Consider the following 18778-nt stretch of genomic DNA (forward strand, 5'->3'; position numbering starts at 1 on the left):
CTCAGACCTCCTCATCGAACGTCGGCGCATGATCGCGCGCGTATTGGACGTAGCTGTTGCTGACGCCCTGCGGCACCATCGGCCACACCATTGCGTCGGCCGACACGACGAAGTCGATCACGACCGGTCGGTCGTTGGTCTCCAGCGCCAGTTTGATCGCGGCATCGACTTCCTCTTCCTTCTCCACGCGGATCGCGAGGCAGCCGTACGCCTCGGCGAGCTTGACGAAGTCGGGGATGCGGATCGTGCCGTGACCGGTGTTCAGGTCGGTGTTGGAATGACGACCGTCATAGAACAGGGTCTGCCACTGACGCACCATGCCCAACGAGGAGTTGTTGATGATCGCGACTTTGATGGGGATGTTGTTGATCGCGCAGGTGGCGAGTTCCTGATTGGTCATCTGGAAGCATCCGTCGCCGTCGATCGACCATACGACACGGTCCGGCTCCGCGACCTTGGCGCCCATGGCGGCAGGAACGGAATAGCCCATGGTGCCCGCGCCGCCGGAGTTCAGCCAGGCGTTCGGGCGCTCGTACTTGATGAACTGCGCGGCCCACATCTGGTGCTGTCCGACACCGGCGACGTAGATGCCCTCCGGTCCGGTGAGCTCTCCGATCCGCTGGATGACATGCTGCGGGGCGAGCAGACCGTCCTCCGTGGGCGAGAACCCGAGCGGGAACTCCTCGCGCAGGCCGTCCAGGTACGCCCACCACTCCGAGATATCCGGCTTCGCGCTTCCGACGACTCCTCGGAATGCGGCATCCAGATCGATCAGCACATCCCGTACGTCGCCGACGATCGGCACGTCCGCGTTGCGGATCTTCGAGATCTCGGCGGGGTCGATGTCGACGTGCACGACCTTGGCGTTCGGTGCGAAGTCGGCGGCCTTTCCGGTGACACGGTCATCGAATCGCGCACCGAGCGCCACGATGAGGTCGGATTCCTGCAGGGCGAGCACGGCAGGAACGGTGCCGTGCATACCCGGCATGCCGAGATGCTGCTGGTGCGAGTCGGGGAAGACGCCACGCGCCATCAGCGTCGTCACGACCGGTGCGTTGGTCGATTCCGCGAGGGCCAGCAGCTCTGCTGCGGCACGACCGCGGACGACGCCGCCGCCCACGTACAGCACCGGCTTCTTCGCATCTGCGAGCAGAGCCGCAGCCGCCTGGATCTGCTTGCCGTGGGCTTTGGTGACCGGACGGTAGCCGGGCAGATCGACCTTGGGCGGCCAGACGAAAGGCGCCGACTTCTGCTGCGCGTCCTTCGTGATGTCCACGAGCACGGGACCGGGGCGGCCCGTCGAGGCGACCTCGAACGCCGCCGCGAGGGCACCGGGGATGTCCTCCGGGTGCTTCACGAGGAAGGAGTGCTTCGTCACCGGCATGGTGATGCCGACGATGTCGGCCTCCTGGAACGCGTCGGTCCCCATCAGGTGACTGAACACCTGCCCCGTGATCGCCACGAGCGGTACCGAATCCATGTAGGCATCCGCGATCGCGGTCACGAGGTTGGTCGCCCCGGGGCCCGAGGTCGCGATCGCGACACCGACACGTCCGCTTGCGGCCGCGTAACCCTCGGCCGCGTGGCCTGCTCCCTGCTCATGACGAACAAGGATGTGCCGGACGGTGTCGTCGTCGAGCAGCGGGTCGTAGACGGGCATGATCGTCCCGCCGGGGATGCCGAACACATCGGTCACGCCGAGGAGCCCGAGAGCGCGGACGACGGCTTCCGCCCCCGTGATCTCGGGAGCAGCGGCCTTCTGGGACGGCGGCCGTGGAACGGCCGAAACAGAGTCAGCAGTCATGTCTTTCCTTGGTGATCTGAGAAGTCGTCAGCATCAGGCCGACGAGGATCAACCGGTCGTCGCGCCTTCCGCAGCGGAACGCACGAGTCGCGAGTACTTGGCAAGAACGCCACGGGTATAGCGCGGGGGAAGCGGCTCCCAGCCAGAACGGCGGGAGGCGAGCTCTGCCTCATCGACGAGTAAATCAAGAGAGCGAGCTGCGATATCGACCCGTATCAGATCACCATCGCGCACGAAGGCGATAGGACCTGCGTCCACCGCTTCGGGTGCTATGTGGCCGATGCACAGGCCGGTTGTGCCGCCTGAGAATCGTCCGTCAGTCAAGAGTAGTACATCTTTTCCGAGGCCAGCGCCCTTGATGGCCGCAGTGATCGCGAGCATCTCCCGCATGCCGGGTCCGCCCTTCGGTCCCTCGTAGCGGATGACGATGACCTCTCCGGCCTTGATCTCGCCGTTCGCGACGGCATCCATCGCAGCGCGCTCGCGTTCGAAGACGCGCGCGGGGCCCTCGAACACTGTGGCATCGAATCCAGCGGTCTTCACGACCGCGCCCTCCGGGGCGAGGGATCCATGCAGGATCGTCAGGCCGCCGGTGGCGTGGATCGGGTTGTCGAAGGTGTGGATGACCTCGCCGTCGATCGGCTGCGGGTCGAGGTCTGCGAGGTTCTCGGCCAGGGTCTTGCCCGTGACGGTGAGGGCATCGCCATGCAGCAGCCCCTCGTCGAGCATGGCCTTCATGATGACGGGGATTCCGCCGTGACGGTCGACGTCGTTCATGACGTACTTGCCGAAGGGCTTCATGTCGGCGACGTGCGGGACCTTGTCGCCGATCCGGTTGAAGTCGTGCAGGCTCAGTTCGACGTCCGCCTCGCGAGCGATCGCGAGCAGATGCAGCACGACGTTGGTCGAGCCGCCCAGTGCCATCGCCAATGCGATCGCGTTCTCGAACGCCTCCTTGGTCAGGATGTCGCGGGTGGTGATCCCCTGACGCAGCAGGTTCACGACCGCCTCCCCTGAGCGGTGAGCGAAGTAGTCGCGACGGCGGTCGGCTGCGGGCGGCGCGGCAGAGCCCGGCAGGCTGAGGCCGAGTGCTTCGGCCACTGACGCCATGGTGTTGGCGGTGTACATGCCACCGCAGGCGCCCTCCCCTGGCGCGATCGCGCACTCGATCCGCTTGAGATCCTCTTCGCTCATGAGCCCGGCACGGCATGCGCCGACGGCCTCGAACGAGTCGATGATGGTGACGTCCTTCTCGGTGCCGTCCGAAAGCTTCACCCATCCGGGTGCGATCGATCCGGCATAGAGGAAGACGCTGGAGAGGTCGAGTCTGGCGCTGGCCATCAGCATGCCAGGAATGGACTTGTCGCAGCCCGCGAGAAGCACGCTGCCGTCGAGGCGCTCCGCCATCATCACGGTCTCGACGGAGTCGGCGATGACCTCACGCGAGACGAGCGAGAAGTGCATGCCCTCGTGGCCCATGGAGATGCCGTCCGAGACCGAGATCGTGCCGAACTGCAGCGGGTAGCCGCCGCCGCCGTGCACGCCCTCCTTGGCGGCCTGCGCGAGCCGATCGAGGCTCAGGTTGCACGGCGTGATCTCGTTCCAACTCGACGCGATGCCGATCTGGGGTTTGTCCCAGTCCGCGTCGCCCATGCCGACGGCACGGAGCATTCCTCGCGAGGTCGTGGCCTCGATGCCGTCGGTGACGACTCGGCTTCGGGGCTTGATGTCGATGGGCGCGTTCGAAGAAGGATCTTGCGGGGACATGACGGCAGTCTATTCCCGTCCGGCAGCGCGCTCGTTCGCAAGCGCCTCCAGAAGCGCGGCGATCTGTTGTGGGTTCTCCACACGAAGAGTCGCCGCACTCTCGCCAGGGCCGACTCGTACGCCGAGATCTCCTGGCTGCAGCACTCGCAGGGCGTCTTCGTCGGTGACGTCGTCGCCGGCGAAGAAGATACCGGTGGCGTCGAAGTGCTCGCGCAGAGCACTCATCGCCGTGTCCTTGCCTTCGGCTCGCGACGAGAATTCCAACACGCGGTGACCTGACCTCCGGCGCCAGTGCGGGAACCGCTCTGCCACCAGCGCATCGATCTCCGCGAAAGCCGCAGCCTCGACCTCCGGCGACGCCTGACGGGTGTGGATGCCCATGCCGAAGGTCTTCGGCTCGAGTCTCACGTTCTCGTAGCGATCCACGATCGGCTGGGCGGCTGCCCAGAGCGCTTCCCTCGCACCCTCCTCCGTCGATGCCCCGGGTGCATCGGCGACGCCGATTCCGGGGAACCAGTACTGGGCGCCGTGCGACCCGGCGAGCGTGACGTGCGAGTCAGCCGTGTGCTCGGTGATCTCCTGCAGGTCGTGCATGCTTCGGCCCGACACGTATGCGATGAATGTGTCGGGAAGCGCCGCGAGGCGGTCGAGCTGCGTCTTGACTTCAGGCAGGGCGCGCGCGGCCATCGGCTCTGCCACCAACGGCGAAGCGACGCCGTCGAAATCCAACGCGATGACCAGCCGCGGGGTGGCCGCGATGGCCGTCAGCGCGTCGTCAGCGGTTCCAGGGGTCCAGGTGCGGGTCACAGCGTCTCTCCTCGTCGGATCGGGGTCCCGGCCAGCCTCTCACGGACGTGAGGAACGAGCAGCGGACAGCGCCTCCAGGAACGACGCCGACCAGGCGATGACATCGTGCTCGAGCACGCGGCGGCGCAGCGAGCGCATCCGCTTGCCCTGCTCCCCCGGGGCCATCTCGACGGCCGCCATGATCGCGTCCTTCAGATCCTCGATGTCGTGCGGGTTGACGCGCACAGCCTGACGCAGTTCGTCCGCGGCACCGGTGAATTCGCTCAGCACGAGCACGCCACGATTGTCGGTACGGGACGCGACGTACTCCTTCGCGACGAGATTCATGCCGTCGCGGAGCGCAGTCACCAGCATCACATCGGCCGCGAGATAGAGCGCCACCATCTCTTCGCGGGGGTAGCCCTGGTGCAGATAGCGGATCGCCGTGTGCTCCATCGTGTCGGTGTCACCGTTGATCCGGCTGACGGCGAGTTCGATCTCGTCGCGAAGATTGATGTAGGCATCCACTCGCTCTCGGCTCGGGCTCGCCACCTGTATGAGGGTGACCTCCTCGACGTTCAACCTCCCCTCCGCGAGAAGCTCGCCATATGCCTTGATCCGGTGCCGGATGCCCTTGGTGTAATCGAGGCGGTCGACACCGAGCAGAATGCGCTTCGGATTCCCGAGGCTCTCGCGGATCTCGAGCGCGCGGGCCTGCACCTCGGGCCTGGCGGCGAGCTCGAGATAGGGGGTCGTATCGATCGAGATCGGGAATGCCTTCGCGATCACCGTGCGGTTGCCGTTCTCATCGGGGACCGCGACCGTCGTGGATTTCACCTCGTACCTCAGGCGTCGGCGTACCGCAGCGAGGAAGTACGTCGCGTCCTGAGCGCGCTGGAAACCTACGACATCGGCGCCGAGCAACCCTCTGAGCACCTGGTCGCGCCATGGGAGCTGGGCATACAGGCCGTGCATCGGGAACGGGATGTGATGGAAGTAGCCGATCGTGACGTCGGGTCGGAGCGCGCGCACCATCTCGGGGACGAGTTGGAGCTGGTAGTCGTGCACCCACACCGTGCCGTCCTTCGCGACGGCCGCTGCCGCTGCCTCAGCGAAGCGCCGGTTGACCGAGACGTACGCGTCCCACCACTCCCGATGGAACTGAGGCGGCGCGATGACGTCGTGGTACAGCGGCCAGATCGTGTCGTTGGCGAAGCCCTCGTAGTACTCGGCGACCTCCTGTGCGCTCAACGCGATGGGGATCAGGCGGATGTCGTTCGCCGTGAAGGGTTCGAGTTCGAGGTCGGCTTGACCCGCCCACCCGACCCATGCGCCGTCGACCTGTTTCATGACGGGCTCCAGCGCCGCGACCAGACCTCCGGGTGACGTTCGCCAACTCTCTTCACCGTCGGCGCTCACCACGCGATCAACGGGCAGTCGGTTCGCGACGACGACGAAATCTGCAGTGGTCATGGACACTCCTCACGTCGGCGGTCAGTTTCCTCAAGGCTATCGACTGCGAGGCCGCCCATGGCTCAGGAACCAGTTCAGGATGCCCGTGGCGAAGGTGATCGCCGCAGCGACCATCGGCAGCATCAGCGCCGCTGACGTTCCGATCGACTCGGCGATCTCACCCGTGACGGCTGCACCGAGCGACTGCCCGAGGATCACGCCGGAGCCCAGCATCGTCATGACCGTCGCGGATCGCCCGCGCGGGCTGCGCGCCGCGCCGAAACTGTACTGGGTCACGAGCGTGGGCCCGATGCCGATTCCCATGATCGCCAACGCCGCCGTCATGCCGATCGTCGTGTCGACGAAGCCGAGCAGCAGCGAGCCGAGCAGGAGCGTCCCTGCGAACACCAACCAGCGCGCACGCAGAGAGAACCGCGGCGGCAGCCAGGCGACGCCGAGCGCGAGAATCGCCGAACCGACCCCCATGACGCCGTAGAGCAGCCCCGCCTGTTCGGGTGCGCCGCGATCAGCCATGAACGACGTCAGCGAGGTGAGCATCGTGCCGAAGAAGATGCCGACGCCCAGGATGCCGACAACGACCACGAGCAGATCGGGCCTGAGCAGTTCGGACACCCTCGACGGCGCGCGTCCATCCGTGTCGCGTTCACGCGAGATGTACCGGCCGCTGGGGTGCAGCGCGAATGCACCGACGAACAGCACCGTCAGCGCTGCGGCTCCGACCAGCGGTGCCCACGGAGCGATGCCCGAGGCGAGCACTCCGACGATGAAAGGGCCGAACACGAACACCGTCTCGTCCGCAGCTGACTCGTAGGCCATGGTTCCGGAGATAGTGCGCGCACGCACGGTCTCCGGCATCCGCTCGGAGATGATCGTGACCAGTCGCGAACGCGACATCGGTGCGACCTGCGGCGCGGTGGCGCCGATGCCGAATGCGGCCAGCAGCACGAAGGGATCAGAGGCGTCGCCGTAGACGACGACCGTGAAGACGACGAGCATCGTGGCATTGGCGATCGCGAGCAACAGCAGCACGAATCTCTGTCCGAATCGATCTGCGGCTGCTCCGAGCAACGGTCCGAAGCACGCAGTACCGATGCCGACGGCTGCGGAGGTGAGTCCCCCCAGTGACAGGGATCCTCGAGCCGAGACGGCGACGGTGAGGACGCCGACGACCATCATCGCGAAAGGAAGACGTGCGACGAACGCGACGATGAAATACGCGAGACCGGCTTCGCGCAGCAGGTTCGACGGGCTGACGGTGTGTGTCTGGGTCATGACTCTCGCGCGCCCTAGGACGCGGGGATCTGGTGCCGCCGCTGTCCGTCGGGGTGCCGGCGGCCGGTAGATACACAGCTTCGGGCGTGCGGGCACGCCGCTGACATCGTACCGATCTCAGCTGAGCGATTCCAGCCTCCGGACCGGACGGGATCGACCGGGTAGCGTGAGGGTATGCGTTACCTCTTCAGCACAGGACTCATCGCAGCGATCTCTGCAGGAGTGTCACTACTGCGCGGCACCCGTGAAGAACCTCTCACCTGGCGCGCTGCGCTCTCCTGGCTGAGCTGGGGAATCACTCTTGCGCTCGCGGTCGGCGCCGTGATCGATATGCGACGCGAGAGGCGCGGCGAGCTCGTCGACGCCGATTCACCCCAGTCGGTCAAGAAGGCGAAGAAGGCTCAGCGGTTGCAGTTCCGGTCCCAGAAGGCACTCGCCGACGCGCAGGGTCATGCGAAGGCCCGCCGCTGACCGACCCGATCAGCGCGTGAGGATCAGCGCCTCGCCCTGGCCGCCGCCCCCGCACAGACCGACGGCCGCAGTGCCGCCACCGCGGCGTGCGAGTTCGTGAGCCATGTGCACGACCAGCCGGTTGCCTGACGCCCCGATCGGATGACCGATCGCGATCCCCCCTCCGTGGATGTTCACGATCTCCTCCGAGAGGCCGAGTTCCGAGGTCGAACGCGCCACGACAGCACCGAACGCCTCGTTGATCTCCACCAGGTCGAGATCGTCCGCGGTGAGGCCCTGCTTCTGCAGCGCTCGCTCGATCGCGCGAGCCGGCTGCGCATGCAGAGAGTTGTCCGGCCCAGCGGTCTGCCCGTTGGCGCCGATCGTCACAAGGACCGGCCACCCTTGCGCCTCGGCGTTCTCACGCGTCGTCACGACGACCGCTGATGCGCCGTCGGAGATCTGCGACGAGTTGCCCGCTGTGATCGACCCGCCCTCCGCGAAGGCCGGCCGAAGCTTGCCGAGCGTCTCGACCGTGGTATCCGGCCGGATGCCCTCGTCTTTCGAGACGATGATCGGATCGCCCCTGCGCTGGGGAACTTCGACCGGCACGATCTCCGCGTCGAACGCTCCCGTGTCCGTGGCTGCCGAGGCGCGCTGATGCGAAGCGGCTGCCACGGCATCCTGTGCCTCACGCGTGAGTTCGTAGCGTTCGTTGTGACGTTCGGTCGACGCGCCCATGCTCTCCTTGTCATAAGCGTCTGTGAGTCCGTCGAAGGCCATGTGGTCGAGCACCTCGACGCTGCCGTAGGTCCAGCCGTCGCGTGAGCCCATGAGCATGTGCGGCGCGCGCGTCATCGATTCCATGCCGGCGGCCACCACGGTCGTGGCATCGCCGGTCCGGATCATGCGCGCGGCATCGATGATGGCGGTCAGCCCCGAAAGGCAGACCTTGTTGATCGAGTGCGCAGGCACGTCCCATCCGATACCGGCGCCGATGGCGGCTTGGCGCGCAGCGTTCTGCCCGGAGCCGGCCGCGAGAACCTGTCCGACGATCACTGCGTCGACCGAGGATGGGTCGATCGCGGACTGCGCCAGCGCCCCCTTGATGGCGAACGCACCGAGTTGCGGAGCGGTGAACGGCGCCAGCTGCCCCTTGAGCCGCCCCTGCGGCGTGCGGGCAGCCGCGACGATGACGATGTCGGTCATGACTTCTCCTTGAGTTCGTCCGAGATGATCAGCGCGGGTTCGGTGGCGTCGACGACGTCCTGGATGCTCACGCCGGGCGCCGTTTCGACCAGGACGAGACCGGCTTCGGTGACGTCGATCACGGCGAGGTCCGTGATGATGCGGTGCGCCACTGCCCTGCCGGTGAGCGGCAAGGAGCACTCGTTGACGATCTTCGCCGAGCCGTCCTTCGCCACGTGCTCCATCAGGATGATGAGTCGCCCTGCGCCGTGGACGAGATCCATCGCACCGCCTGGTCCTTTGACCATCTTCCCTGGAATCATCCAATTCGCGAGATCACCGGTGGCGGAGACCTGCATGGCGCCGAGGATCGCGGCGTCGATCTTTCCCGCACGGATCATTCCGAAGCTCAGGGCCGAGTCGAAGAACGCCGTCCCCGGAAGCGTCGTGACCGTCTCCTTTCCGGCATTGATCAGGTCGGGATCGACATTCTCCTCAGTCGGATACGGGCCGACTCCGAGGATGCCGTTCTCGGACTGCAGCACGACCGTGACACCGTCCGGCACGTAGTTGGGAACGAGAGTGGGCAGACCGATGCCGAGGTTGACGTACGAGCCGTCGGTGAGCTCGGCTGCAGCGCGCGCTGCCATCTGCTCGCGGGTGAGTGCCATGTCAGGAACCTTCCTGTGCGGTGTCGGTCTTCGTGACAGTGCGCCGCTCGATGCGTTTCTCGATGTCGGTGCCGACCTCGACGATGCGGTGCACGAACACGCCTGGCAGGTGCACACGATCGGGATCGATCTCACCCGGCTCGACGAGCTGCTCGACCTGGGCGATGCAGACCCGACCAGCCATGGCAGCGAGGGGGTTGAAGTTGCGGGCCGCCTTGTTGAAGACCAAATTGCCGTGGCGGTCCCCCGCGATCGCGTGCACGAGGGCGAAGTCGGTGGTGATCGCCTCTTCGAGCACGAACTCCGTCGGCACGCCGTTCACACCGAACGTGCGCACATCCTTCACGGGAGAGGCCACCTCGACGGACCCGTCCGTGTTGTACCGCCGCGGCAGACCGCCTTCGGCGACCTGGGTCCCCACGCCCGTCTGCGTGTAGAACGCCGCGATGCCTGATCCGCCCGCCCGCAGTTTCTCGGCGAGCGTGCCCTGCGGCGTGAGCTCGAGTTCGAGCTCACCGGAGAGGAACTGACGCTCGAACTCCTTGTTCTCACCCACGTAGGACGACGTCATCTTCCGGATGCGCTGTGCGTTCAGGAGGACCCCGAGTCCCCAGTCGTCCACGCCGCAGTTGTTGCTGACGATGCTGAGGTCGGTCGTGCCCTGCGCGAGCAGTGCCTCGATGAGAGCGATCGGGTTTCCGGAGAGGCCGAATCCCCCGACGGCGAGCGACGCGCCGTCCTGGATGTCTTCGACGGCTTCGGCGGCCGATGCCCATTGCTTGTCGATCACGCAGCACTCCTTCGTGTGAGGTCTTCCTCCAGCATCCGCCTGTCCTGAGCGGAACCGAAGCCCGGTCTTGCGATGTGGTCGATTGTGCCGGTAGCGTCCACATTGTGAACACGACGCGAGCGGTCCCCGGTGCGCAGGCCGTAGCGCGCGCCGCGAACCTGTTGCGTCTCGTGACGGCGAGCGGCGAGGACGGCGCGAGCCTGCACGAGCTCGCACAGTCCGCTGATCTGTCCCGCTCCACGACCCATCGGCTTCTCAGTGCGCTGCGGGCGGAAGGGCTCGTCGACCGCGACGAGGAGACCGCGCGATGGATGCCGGGACCAGAGCTGTTCCTCATGGGATCCGTGGCGGCGGCGCGGTACGACATCACCGCCCTGGCACGCGACATCGTGCGGTCCCTCGCCGTGAAGACGGAGGAGAGCGCGTTCCTCTCTGTGCGCCGCGCCGATGAGACGGTGTGCCTGCTGCGCGAGGAGGGCTCGTTCCCGATCCGCTCGTTCGTACTCAGTGAGGGCGTGCGGTTCCCTCTCGGCGTCGCGAGCGCCGGGCTGGCGATCCTGTCGTTCCTTCCCGACCACGATGTGGATGCGTATCTTGATCGACATCCGGAGCTCAGCGAGCGATGGGGTCGCACGCACGGGATGAAGCCCCTGCGCGCCAGGCTCGCGGAGACCAAGGAACGCGGATATGCGATCAACCCTGGGCTCATCGTCGAAGGCAGCTGGGGCATGGGCGCCGCGGTGTTCGATCGTGCAGGACGCCCCGAGTGGGCGCTGAGTCTGACGGGCGTGGAGTTCCGCTTCGGCCCTGATCGGATCGCTCACCTGGGGCGGACCTTGCTGGCGCATGCACATCAGCTGTCTTCGCGCATCGCGAGTGCCCGCCGCTGATGCAGCCTCAGCCGTTATATACCAACAGGTATATACTTTCTGGTATGCAAAGAGACGAGATCATCCCCTCCATCGTCATCTCCGCGCACGCGCTCGCTCGCATCGCGGCGCAGCACGCGCACAATGACGCCCCCTCCGCCCAGTGGCGGGTGCTCAGCATCCTGGAACGTGACAACGGGCGGCGCGTCGGAACACTCGCGGCTGCCGCGCGCACGACGCAGCCAGGCATGACCCGTCTCCTCGGCGACCTCGAGCGCGCCGAGCTCGTCACCCGTACGGCCGACCGTGCGGATTCCCGAGCGACAGTCGTGCACATCACGGATGCCGGGGTCGCTGCCCTGCGCAGTTGGCGAGAGGAGTTCCGAGCCACGCTCGCCCCGCTCTTCGAGGATCTGGACGTCGTCGATTGGGCGACCCTCACCAGGGCTGCCGAGATCCTCGCCGCCCACAGCGACGAGTCCGCGCCGACGGCGGGAGCAACCGAGTGAACAGCGCAGCCCCCGCCACATCCATCTGGAAGCAGCCCGCGCAGGTCTGGGCGGTGGCGTTCGCCAGTGTCGTCGCCTTCATGGGCATCGGTCTCGTCGACCCGATCCTCCCCGCGATCGCCGATTCGCTCGAAGCGAGCCCGACGCAGACGGAACTCCTGTTCACGAGCTATCTGCTCGTCACCGGGATCGCGATGCTGTTCACGAGCTGGATCTCGAGCCGAATCGGCGCGAAGGCGACGCTGATGATCGGGCTCGCCCTCATCGTCGCCTTCGCACTGGCGTGCGCATTGAGCGGCAGCGTGGATGCGATCATCGGGTTCCGCGCCGGGTGGGGCCTGGGCAACGCGCTTTTCATCTCGACGGCACTCGCGACCATCGTCGGGTCCGCCTCCGGGGGCAGCGGTGCGGCGATCGTGCTGTACGAGGCCGCCCTCGGCCTCGGAATCGCGATCGGCCCCCTGCTCGGAGGACTTCTGGGCGAGGTGAGCTGGCGCGGCCCGTTCTTCGGGGTCGTCACGCTCATGGCCATCGCCTTCATCGCGATCCTCGCGCTGCTGCGAGGTTCGAAGGACGAGCGCGTGCCGGTGCCGCTCTCCGCGCCGTTCAAAGCCCTGCGGCGCCCGGCTCTGGCCGTCCTGGCGATCACGGCGCTGTTCTACAACATCGGATTCTTCGTGCTGCTCGCCTTCTCGCCGTTCCCGCTCGGATTCGGCGCAATGGGCATCGGCTTCACGTTCTTCGGTTGGGGTGTGGCGCTGGCGATCACCAGCGTCTGGGTCGCCCCCTGGATGATGCGCAGGATGCGCCGGACGACGGTCATCATGACCGTGCTGCCGTTGCTCGCGGCGGACCTGATCGTCGCAGGCCTCGTCGCCGAGATCGCCCCGGCGCTCGTCGTCTGCATCATCGTCGGCGGACTTCTGCTCGGTGTGATGAACACCGTGCTCACCGAAGCCGTGATGGAGGCGACCGATCTGCCGCGCGCAGTCTCCTCATCAGCGTATTCGGCCGTGCGCTTCATCGGCGGTGCGATCGCCCCGCCTGTCGCCGCGCTGCTGTGGCATGCCTTCAACTCGACCGTGCCGTACCTCTTCGCCGCGGCATCCGTGCTGGTGGCGACACTGACCATCTTCCTCGGACGCAGGACTCTCGCGCACATCGACGACGAATCGGCGGATGCCGAGACCGAGGATGCCGAGGCGATCACCGTGGGTGACGCCGGCTGACCGGTGTCCGCCGCGGCCGATTCGGTAGCGTTGGCCTATGACTGAGACGTCCCTTCCCGCGCGCAGCACCATCGTCGCGCAGCATCTTGAGGCCGCGGGGGTGAATGCGGCGATTCGTGTGCTTCCGGACTCCGCGCGCACCGCCGCAGCTGCCGCCGACGCGATCGGCTGCGATGTCGCGGCGATCGCCAACAGCCTGGTGCTCGTCGCAGACGGCGCTCCCGTTCTTGTGATGACAAGTGGCGGGCACCGCGTCGACTTCGAAGTGCTGCGCGAGAGGATCGGTGCCGAAGCGGTCGCCATGGCGCCGGCATCGCTCGTGCGGGAGGCCACTGGCCAGGCGATCGGCGGCGTGGCCCCGGTCGGCCATCCCGCGCCGCTGCGGACCTTCATCGACGAGGCTCTGGCAGGACACGGTGAGATCTGGGCTGCGGCGGGACACCCACATACGGTGATGCCGCTCACGTTCGAGGCGCTGCGCGCCCTCACCGGCGGAGAGGTCATCCCGGTCACGAACTGACTGCGCACGAATCGAACACGAGCTGAGGGAGACGAGTTGCGCGACACGAAGACCGTGGTCATCACCGGCGCCAGCGACGGGATCGGCGCGGCGGCTGCGCGACGATTGCATGCCGCAGGGCATGAGGTCGTCCTCGTCGGACGGTCGCCGGAGAAGACGCGTGCCATCGCGTCGGAGCTGAAGTCCGATCACTTCGTGGCGGACTTCTCCCGACTGGATGAGGTGAGGCAACTCGCCGCATCACTTTCGGCGAAGCATCCCAGGATCGATGTTCTCGCGAACAACGCCGGCGGCGTCTTCGGCGCGAGAGCGGACACCGTCGATGGGTTCGAGCAGACGTTCCAGGTGAACCATCTCGCGCCGTTCCTGCTCACGAACCTCCTGCGCGACACGCTGATCGCCAGTCGTGCCACGGTGATTCAGACAGCGAGTGTCGCCGCCCGACTGTTCGGGAAGATCGATATGGACGACCTGGACAGTCGGCGACAGTACGCGCCCATTACGGCGTATGGCATGGCGAAGCTCGGGAACATCCTGTTCACCCGCGAACTGCACACCCGTCTCAATCCGAAGGGAGTGAGCGCGGCGGCGTTCCACCCCGGACTCATCGCATCGGGGTTCGCCGCCGACACCAGCAACCGGGCGATGCGATTCCTGTACAACAACGCATTCGCGCGCCGGTTCCTCGGCACTGCCGAAACCGGTGCCGACCAGCTCGTATGGCTGGCGGAAACCACCCCTGGCCAGGCGTGGGTGTCCGGGCTGTACTACGAGAAGCACTCCATAGCCGCAAGGGTCAACCCCCAGGGCACCAGGGACGACCTGGCTCATGAACTCTGGGAGAGAAGTGCCGCGATGACCGGGCTGGTGAGCTGAACGAGTGGACGACCCGACCGCAGAGAAGTAGCGAGCGCCTGCTGACGGCGCAACTTCCGGGCGTTCGTGGCATCAAAAGCAGAAAAGCCTCGAAGACTGGCGAGAGTCTACGAGGCTGATCCGTGCACCCCCAGGGACTTGAACCCTGAACCCATTGATTAAGAGTCAATTGCTCTGCCGATTGAGCTAGAGGTGCGTGGCCCGGTTTCCCCGGCCGAGGAATTACATTACCAGTTGTGAAGCCCCATGCGAAATCGAGACGGCAGTGACCCGCGCGCGGTCACGACTATCCTGAGAAGGTGACCGATTCCCCCGCAGCCACCGATTTCGCGAGCGATCTCGCGCTCGCCCTTCGGCTGGCTGACGCCGCCGACGCACAGTCCCTCCCCCGCTTCGATGCGAGTGATCTGAGGATCTCGACCAAGGCCGATCGCACGCACGTGACGGACGCAGACCTCGCGACGGAACGGGCCATCCGCGCACTTCTCGCGCAAGAGCGACCCGATGACGGCATCCTCGGCGAAGAGTTCGGCACCGAAGGCGGTGCCCACCGTCAATGGATCATCGACCCCATCGACGGCACCGCGAATTTCATGCGCGGCGTTCCCCTCTGGGGCACGATGATCTCGCTCGCCATCGACGGCGTTCCGCACGTCGGCGTGGTCAGCATGCCGGCGCTGGGCCGTCGCTGGTGGGCATCCACCGGCGCGGGTGCGTGGACGGCTTCGGATGCCGGCCCTCGACGCGTTGAGACATCGGCTGTGTCGTCGTTGGACGACGCGGCGGTGAGCTTCCAGAGCGTCACGCAGTGGGCGGATGCCGGGCATCTTCCTGCGCTGCTCCGCGTTGCAGAACGTGTCTGGCGGGACCGCGCATACGGCGACGTGTACTCGTACATGCTGCTCGCAGAGGGTCGCCTCGAGATGGTCGCCGAGTTCGATGTCAAGGAGTACGACATCGCCGCCGCCGTTCCGATAGTGCGCGAGGCAGGCGGCACGTTCACGTCATTCGACGGCATCGAGACGATCGCCGCCCGCTCGACGCTCGCAAGCAACGGTCTGCTGCACGACGCATTCCTCGAACTCACCCGAGCGACCTCCAATCCCTGACCCGAAAGCAGAGATGATCCGCCGCACCTCCCTCGCCGTGCTCGCCGCCGCGACGATCGTACTGACGCTGTCCGCCTGCGCAACCGCCGCTGAGGCGGAACCGACGCCACCGCCGAAGCCCGCAGACACCGCTGCGCCGTCGCCTGAGCCGACCTCGACCCCGACCCCGACCACGACGCCCGAACCGGAAGAGACCGCCGGCGCCGCGCCCACGTGCGAGACGATTATCGAGCCGAGCACGATCACGGCCCTGAGCGAGCAAGGCTGGACGTTCCAGGAGAAGGAGTTCCGTCTCGGCGCCGATGTGGTCGAGGGCGGCATCCAGTGCGTCTGGGGAGACTTCACGGTCGCATCGGATCACGTGCAGGTCTTCGGCTGGGCGCGGATCGATCAGCCCTCCTCGACTGCCGCGCAGCAGAAGCTCTTCGCTGAGGGCTGGCAGCGGGCGGACTCCGATGGGCACGTGTACATCACGGAGAACCCCGAGTTCGCGATCGCCGTCGATGACGAGGGCTTCGGCATGACCTATGAGTTCGGCGACGGCTGGGTGAAGGTCGCCGACACCAAGCGGGGACTCGTGCTCGTCGAGTTCGACTGAACCGTCTCGACGCCACCTCGGAGCCGATGAGCCCACGCGAAACAGAGAAGCCCTGCGATCCGACCAAGGACCGCAGGGCCTCTCCAGTGACAGTGGCTTTGTGGAGCTGGGGGGAATCGAACCCCCGTCCAACGCTGAGTATCCACGGCTTCTCCGGGCGCAGTCTGTGCAGACGTTCTACTCGGCTCCGACCTTTGTCACAGACACCTAAGTCGACGAGCCCAGCCTGGGAAGAGTCCCGTGTGAAGTCCAGACGCCATCACACAGCAAGATTCCTAGATGACGCCAGGATCCGTATCGGAATCACATACGGCCTGACGGACTATCGGGCTCGCTTATGCAGCGAGGGCGAAGTCGTTGCGCTTTGTTTCGGCAACTATTGTTTTGCAGGGAGCGTTCACGAGATAACCCTGCATCCTCGGCCCGCTTCACGTGAATTCACAAGCACTGTCGAAACCGATCAGCCCCGTGTGTCTTCTTTCGAAGGAACCACTGTCACTCTGTGGATTTATCACCTCGGGTACCGAAACACCCGAGCATCAAAGGATACAACGGATCCGCACCGCACGCTATTCCGGCGCCGGTCCGGTACCGGTCCTGTCAAGACGGGGCTGGCGTAGAGTCACTCCCATGAGCGATGTCACCATCACAGTCCGCGGCGAGAACGAAGCGCGCATCGCCCCTGAACGTGCGACGATCCGCGTCACCGTCCGCGCTGAGGGGCCCGAGCGCACGTCGGTCGTCGACCAGCTCATGCGCCTTTCAGAGCCGGTCAGAGCCGGCATCGCTCAGCGCAAGGATGCCGGCACGGTGGCCGACTGGTCGAGCACGCGCCTCGCTGTGAGCGCCGATCGTCCTTGGAACAATGAGGGCAAGCGTCTGGCGCTGGTCTTCCACGCGAACGTCGACTTCACCGCGACCTTCACCGACCCATCCGAGCTGTCGATCTGGGTGTCGGACATCTCCGCGTGGGATGGTGTCGAGGTGGGCTGGGTGGATTGGCACCTCACGGCGCAGACGCGCGCGCGGGTGGAACGCGATGTCGCCTCCTCGGCCGTCCGCGTCGCTGTCGCGCGCGCCGAGGCCTACGCCGCCGCGCTGGGGCTCGACTCGGTCACGCCTCTCGAGATCGCCGACGTCGGCCTCATCTCCCCTGGGCAGTCGCCGGGCGCTCCGCAGATGCTGAAGGCGCGGGGCGTCGCATTCGCGGCGGCAGACTCCGCGCCGGCGATGCAGTATGAGCCGGACGAGATCATCGTGTCAGCGACGGTTGAGGCGCGCTTCAACGCACGTTGAATCGATCGGCCACCCACCGCACGACGGGAGGTGGGATCAGACGGCGAACGGGGCCAGTTCCGCGGCCAGACGCTCCGAAACGTGCGCACGGACATCGGTGCCCGTCTCGCCATGCTCCGCCGAGAGAAGCATCCCTGTCTCATGGATGGCAGCGACGAGGTCCCCGCGGTCATAGGGCACCAGTGCGTGCACCTCGACCGCCGGTTTCGGCAACGCCTCGTCGATCGCGACCCGGAGCTCCTCGATGCCCTCACCGGACCGTGACGACACGAAGTGCGCCCGCGGCTCGAGGCCCTGCAGCACGAGCCTGTCGTCGTCCGTGATGAGGTCGGCCTTGTTGAACACGACGATCTCGGGGAGGTCACGCGCTCCTACGTCGCCCATCACGTCGCGGACCGTCTGCAGCTGGCCTGCCGGATCAGGGTGCGATCCGTCGACGACGTGCAGCACGATGTCGGATTGACCGACCTCTTCGAGTGTGGATCGGAACGCCTCGACGAGCTGATGCGGCAGGTTGCGAACGAAGCCGACGGTGTCGGTGAACGTGTAGACACGGCCATCGGCGGTCTCGGTGCGTCGCACTGTGGCATCCAGAGTCGCGAACAGCGCGTTCTCGACCAGCACACCTGCGCTGGTCAGGGCGTTGAGCAGGCTCGATTTTCCGGCGTTCGTGTACCCGGTGATCGCGACGGACGGAATCGTGTTGCGCTTGCGCTCGGCACGCTTCGCCTCGCGGGCCGGCCCGAAGTCACGGATCTGCCGGCGCAGCAGCGCCATCTTGGTGCGGATGCGACGGCGATCCAACTCGATCTTCGTCTCACCGGGACCGCGCGAGCCCATGCCCGCCCCGCCTGCACCGACCTGTCCACCGGCCTGCCGGCTCATCGAGTCTCCCCAGCCGCGCAGACGAGGCAGCAGGTACTCGAGCTGCGCCAGCTCGACCTGAGCCTTGCCCTCACGGCTCTTCGCATGCTGGCTGAAGATGTCGAGGATCACCGTGGTGCGGTCGATGACCTTCACCTTGACGACGTCCTCCAGCGCACGCCTCTGACTTGGCGCGAGCTCGGTGTCGGCGATCACGGTGTCAGCGCCGGTCGCGGCGACGAGGTCTTTGAGCTCCTGCGCCTTCCCGCGGCCGATGTACGTTGCCGGGTCGGGGTTCGGGCGACGTTGCATCACACCGTCGAGCACGACAGCGCCCGCGGTCTCGGCAAGGGCTGCGAGTTCACGGAGCGAGTTCTCCGCATCGGTCTGCGCACCCTGCGGGTACACGCCGACGAGAACGACGTTCTCGAGCCGCAGCTGTCGGTATTCGACCTCTGTGACGTCTTCGAGCTCTGTCGACAGTCCGACGACGCGACGCAGCGCGTGGCGATCCTCGAGATCCCACTGATCACCGTCGCGATCGGAATACGCGGCGGTGGCGGAATCCTGCAGCGCCTGCGCTGCACCGAAGACTCGTGCCCTGGTGCGCGTCTCTGCGCTCGCAAGCACGCGATCCAGCGTTTCGTCGGTGCGTGTCTCGTCGGTGCGTGTCTCGTCTGTGGCTTTCGTCATCCTCTGCCTTCTGT

Annotated in this window: 18 protein-coding genes, 1 tRNA gene and 1 other RNA gene; 9 read left to right on the top strand and 11 right to left on the bottom strand. The window is 66.3% G+C overall.

Annotated features, from left to right (window positions below; translation table 11 throughout):
* Position 1: 1 nt before the first annotated feature.
* Genes ACP7AR_RS05500 through ACP7AR_RS05520 form a run of 5 tightly spaced genes read right to left on the bottom strand, consistent with a single transcriptional unit; the run spans position 2 to position 7102 of the window.
* On the bottom strand, positions 2 to 1804 hold the full coding sequence (locus ACP7AR_RS05500) for an acetolactate synthase large subunit (protein WP_426183558.1): 1803 nt from the start codon (positions 1802 to 1804) through the stop codon (positions 2 to 4).
* A gap of 48 nt (positions 1805 to 1852) precedes the next feature.
* Positions 1853 to 3571, bottom strand: coding sequence for a dihydroxy-acid dehydratase (gene ilvD / locus ACP7AR_RS05505; protein ID WP_426183560.1), 1719 nt, complete (start codon positions 3569 to 3571; stop codon positions 1853 to 1855).
* A gap of 9 nt (positions 3572 to 3580) precedes the next feature.
* The gene (otsB, locus tag ACP7AR_RS05510; protein ID WP_426183562.1) at positions 3581 to 4378 is read right to left on the bottom strand and encodes a trehalose-phosphatase; all 798 of its coding nucleotides are present in this window, start codon (positions 4376 to 4378) and stop codon (positions 3581 to 3583) included.
* 39 nt (positions 4379 to 4417) lie between these two features.
* Positions 4418 to 5830 carry an alpha,alpha-trehalose-phosphate synthase (UDP-forming) gene (locus tag ACP7AR_RS05515; protein WP_426183564.1) on the bottom strand — a complete coding sequence of 471 codons (1413 nt, stop codon included), beginning with the start codon at positions 5828 to 5830 and terminating at the stop codon, positions 4418 to 4420.
* A gap of 36 nt (positions 5831 to 5866) precedes the next feature.
* Positions 5867 to 7102 carry an MFS transporter gene (locus tag ACP7AR_RS05520; RefSeq protein ID WP_426183566.1) on the bottom strand — a complete coding sequence of 412 codons (1236 nt, stop codon included), beginning with the start codon at positions 7100 to 7102 and terminating at the stop codon, positions 5867 to 5869.
* Positions 7103 to 7276: 174 nt separating this feature from the next.
* Between ACP7AR_RS05520 and ACP7AR_RS05525 the strand changes: the two genes are divergently transcribed.
* The gene (locus tag ACP7AR_RS05525) at positions 7277 to 7573 is read left to right on the top strand and encodes a hypothetical protein (protein ID WP_426183568.1); all 297 of its coding nucleotides are present in this window, start codon (positions 7277 to 7279) and stop codon (positions 7571 to 7573) included.
* 9 nt (positions 7574 to 7582) lie between these two features.
* Here the strand turns inward: ACP7AR_RS05525 and ACP7AR_RS05530 are convergent, their stop codons facing one another.
* Genes ACP7AR_RS05530 through ACP7AR_RS05540 form a run of 3 tightly spaced genes read right to left on the bottom strand, consistent with a single transcriptional unit; the run spans position 7583 to position 10201 of the window.
* A complete protein-coding gene (locus ACP7AR_RS05530; protein WP_426183570.1) occupies positions 7583 to 8761 on the bottom strand; it encodes an acetyl-CoA C-acetyltransferase in 1179 nt (392 codons plus the stop codon).
* Positions 8758 to 9411, bottom strand: coding sequence for a 3-oxoacid CoA-transferase subunit B (locus tag ACP7AR_RS05535; protein ID WP_426183572.1), 654 nt, complete (start codon positions 9409 to 9411; stop codon positions 8758 to 8760). Before ACP7AR_RS05535 ends, ACP7AR_RS05530 begins: the two co-directional genes overlap by 4 nt.
* 1 nt (position 9412) lies before the next feature.
* Positions 9413 to 10201: a CoA transferase subunit A gene (locus ACP7AR_RS05540; protein WP_426183574.1), complete on the bottom strand. Its 789-nt coding sequence runs from the start codon at positions 10199 to 10201 to the stop codon at positions 9413 to 9415.
* Between the two features lie 101 nt (positions 10202 to 10302).
* Here ACP7AR_RS05540 and ACP7AR_RS05545 point away from each other — a divergent pair, with 101 nt between their 5' ends.
* Genes ACP7AR_RS05545 through ACP7AR_RS05565 form a run of 5 tightly spaced genes read left to right on the top strand, consistent with a single transcriptional unit; the run spans position 10303 to position 14204 of the window.
* Positions 10303 to 11091 carry an IclR family transcriptional regulator gene (locus ACP7AR_RS05545; protein ID WP_426187653.1) on the top strand — a complete coding sequence of 263 codons (789 nt, stop codon included), beginning with the start codon at positions 10303 to 10305 and terminating at the stop codon, positions 11089 to 11091.
* Positions 11092 to 11135: 44 nt separating this feature from the next.
* A complete protein-coding gene (locus ACP7AR_RS05550) occupies positions 11136 to 11579 on the top strand; it encodes a MarR family winged helix-turn-helix transcriptional regulator (protein WP_426183576.1) in 444 nt (147 codons plus the stop codon).
* The gene (locus ACP7AR_RS05555; RefSeq protein ID WP_426183578.1) at positions 11576 to 12808 is read left to right on the top strand and encodes an MFS transporter; all 1233 of its coding nucleotides are present in this window, start codon (positions 11576 to 11578) and stop codon (positions 12806 to 12808) included. The genes ACP7AR_RS05550 and ACP7AR_RS05555 overlap by 4 nt, the downstream gene beginning before the upstream one ends.
* Before the next feature lie 37 nt (positions 12809 to 12845).
* On the top strand, positions 12846 to 13328 hold the full coding sequence (locus ACP7AR_RS05560; RefSeq protein WP_426183580.1) for a YbaK/EbsC family protein: 483 nt from the start codon (positions 12846 to 12848) through the stop codon (positions 13326 to 13328).
* Positions 13329 to 13364: 36 nt separating this feature from the next.
* A complete protein-coding gene (locus ACP7AR_RS05565; RefSeq protein ID WP_426183582.1) occupies positions 13365 to 14204 on the top strand; it encodes an SDR family NAD(P)-dependent oxidoreductase in 840 nt (279 codons plus the stop codon).
* Positions 14205 to 14327: 123 nt separating this feature from the next.
* On the opposite strand, the gene ACP7AR_RS05570 is transcribed toward ACP7AR_RS05565, so the two are convergent.
* A tRNA-Lys gene (locus ACP7AR_RS05570) sits at positions 14328 to 14400 on the bottom strand.
* 103 nt (positions 14401 to 14503) lie between these two features.
* Here ACP7AR_RS05570 and ACP7AR_RS05575 point away from each other — a divergent pair.
* Positions 14504 to 15313 carry an inositol monophosphatase family protein gene (locus ACP7AR_RS05575; protein ID WP_426183584.1) on the top strand — a complete coding sequence of 270 codons (810 nt, stop codon included), beginning with the start codon at positions 14504 to 14506 and terminating at the stop codon, positions 15311 to 15313.
* Between the two features lie 13 nt (positions 15314 to 15326).
* Positions 15327 to 15911, top strand: a complete 585-nt coding sequence (locus tag ACP7AR_RS05580) for a hypothetical protein (protein ID WP_426183586.1) — start codon at positions 15327 to 15329, stop codon at positions 15909 to 15911.
* A 98-nt stretch (positions 15912 to 16009) separates the two neighbouring features.
* Here ACP7AR_RS05580 and ssrA read toward each other — a convergent pair.
* Positions 16010 to 16379, bottom strand: a transfer-messenger RNA (tmRNA) gene (ssrA, locus tag ACP7AR_RS05585).
* 162 nt (positions 16380 to 16541) lie between these two features.
* Here ssrA and ACP7AR_RS05590 point away from each other — a divergent pair.
* Complete coding sequence (locus ACP7AR_RS05590) at positions 16542 to 17207, top strand: SIMPL domain-containing protein (RefSeq protein WP_426183588.1); 666 nt, start codon at positions 16542 to 16544, stop codon at positions 17205 to 17207.
* A gap of 36 nt (positions 17208 to 17243) precedes the next feature.
* Here the strand turns inward: ACP7AR_RS05590 and hflX are convergent, their stop codons facing one another.
* Positions 17244 to 18764: a GTPase HflX gene (hflX, locus tag ACP7AR_RS05595; protein ID WP_426183590.1), complete on the bottom strand. Its 1521-nt coding sequence runs from the start codon at positions 18762 to 18764 to the stop codon at positions 17244 to 17246.
* Between the last annotated feature and the right edge of the window lie 14 nt (positions 18765 to 18778).

Origin of the sequence: Microbacterium sp. TWP3-1-2b2, assembly GCF_049896145.1 — a bacterium.
Classification (GTDB): Bacteria; Actinomycetota; Actinomycetes; order Actinomycetales; family Microbacteriaceae; genus Microbacterium.

Excerpts from the sequence above, each read along its gene's own strand:
- hflX (WP_426183590.1), bottom strand. The coding sequence starts at position 18,764 with ATGACGAAAGCCACAGACGAGACACGCACCGACGAGACACGCACCGAC.
- ACP7AR_RS05535 (WP_426183572.1), bottom strand. The coding sequence starts at position 9,411 with ATGGCACTCACCCGCGAGCAGATGGCAGCGCGCGCTGCAGCCGAGCTC.
- ACP7AR_RS05530 (WP_426183570.1), bottom strand. The coding sequence starts at position 8,761 with ATGACCGACATCGTCATCGTCGCGGCTGCCCGCACGCCGCAGGGGCGG.
- ACP7AR_RS05590 (WP_426183588.1), top strand. The coding sequence starts at position 16,542 with ATGAGCGATGTCACCATCACAGTCCGCGGCGAGAACGAAGCGCGCATC.
- ACP7AR_RS05500 (WP_426183558.1), bottom strand. The coding sequence starts at position 1,804 with ATGACTGCTGACTCTGTTTCGGCCGTTCCACGGCCGCCGTCCCAGAAG.
- ACP7AR_RS05515 (WP_426183564.1), bottom strand. The coding sequence starts at position 5,830 with ATGACCACTGCAGATTTCGTCGTCGTCGCGAACCGACTGCCCGTTGAT.
- ACP7AR_RS05520 (WP_426183566.1), bottom strand. The coding sequence starts at position 7,102 with ATGACCCAGACACACACCGTCAGCCCGTCGAACCTGCTGCGCGAAGCC.
- ACP7AR_RS05525 (WP_426183568.1), top strand. The coding sequence starts at position 7,277 with ATGCGTTACCTCTTCAGCACAGGACTCATCGCAGCGATCTCTGCAGGA.
- ACP7AR_RS05580 (WP_426183586.1), top strand. The coding sequence starts at position 15,327 with ATGATCCGCCGCACCTCCCTCGCCGTGCTCGCCGCCGCGACGATCGTA.
- ACP7AR_RS05560 (WP_426183580.1), top strand. The coding sequence starts at position 12,846 with ATGACTGAGACGTCCCTTCCCGCGCGCAGCACCATCGTCGCGCAGCAT.
- ilvD (WP_426183560.1), bottom strand. The coding sequence starts at position 3,571 with ATGTCCCCGCAAGATCCTTCTTCGAACGCGCCCATCGACATCAAGCCC.
- ACP7AR_RS05550 (WP_426183576.1), top strand. The coding sequence starts at position 11,136 with ATGCAAAGAGACGAGATCATCCCCTCCATCGTCATCTCCGCGCACGCG.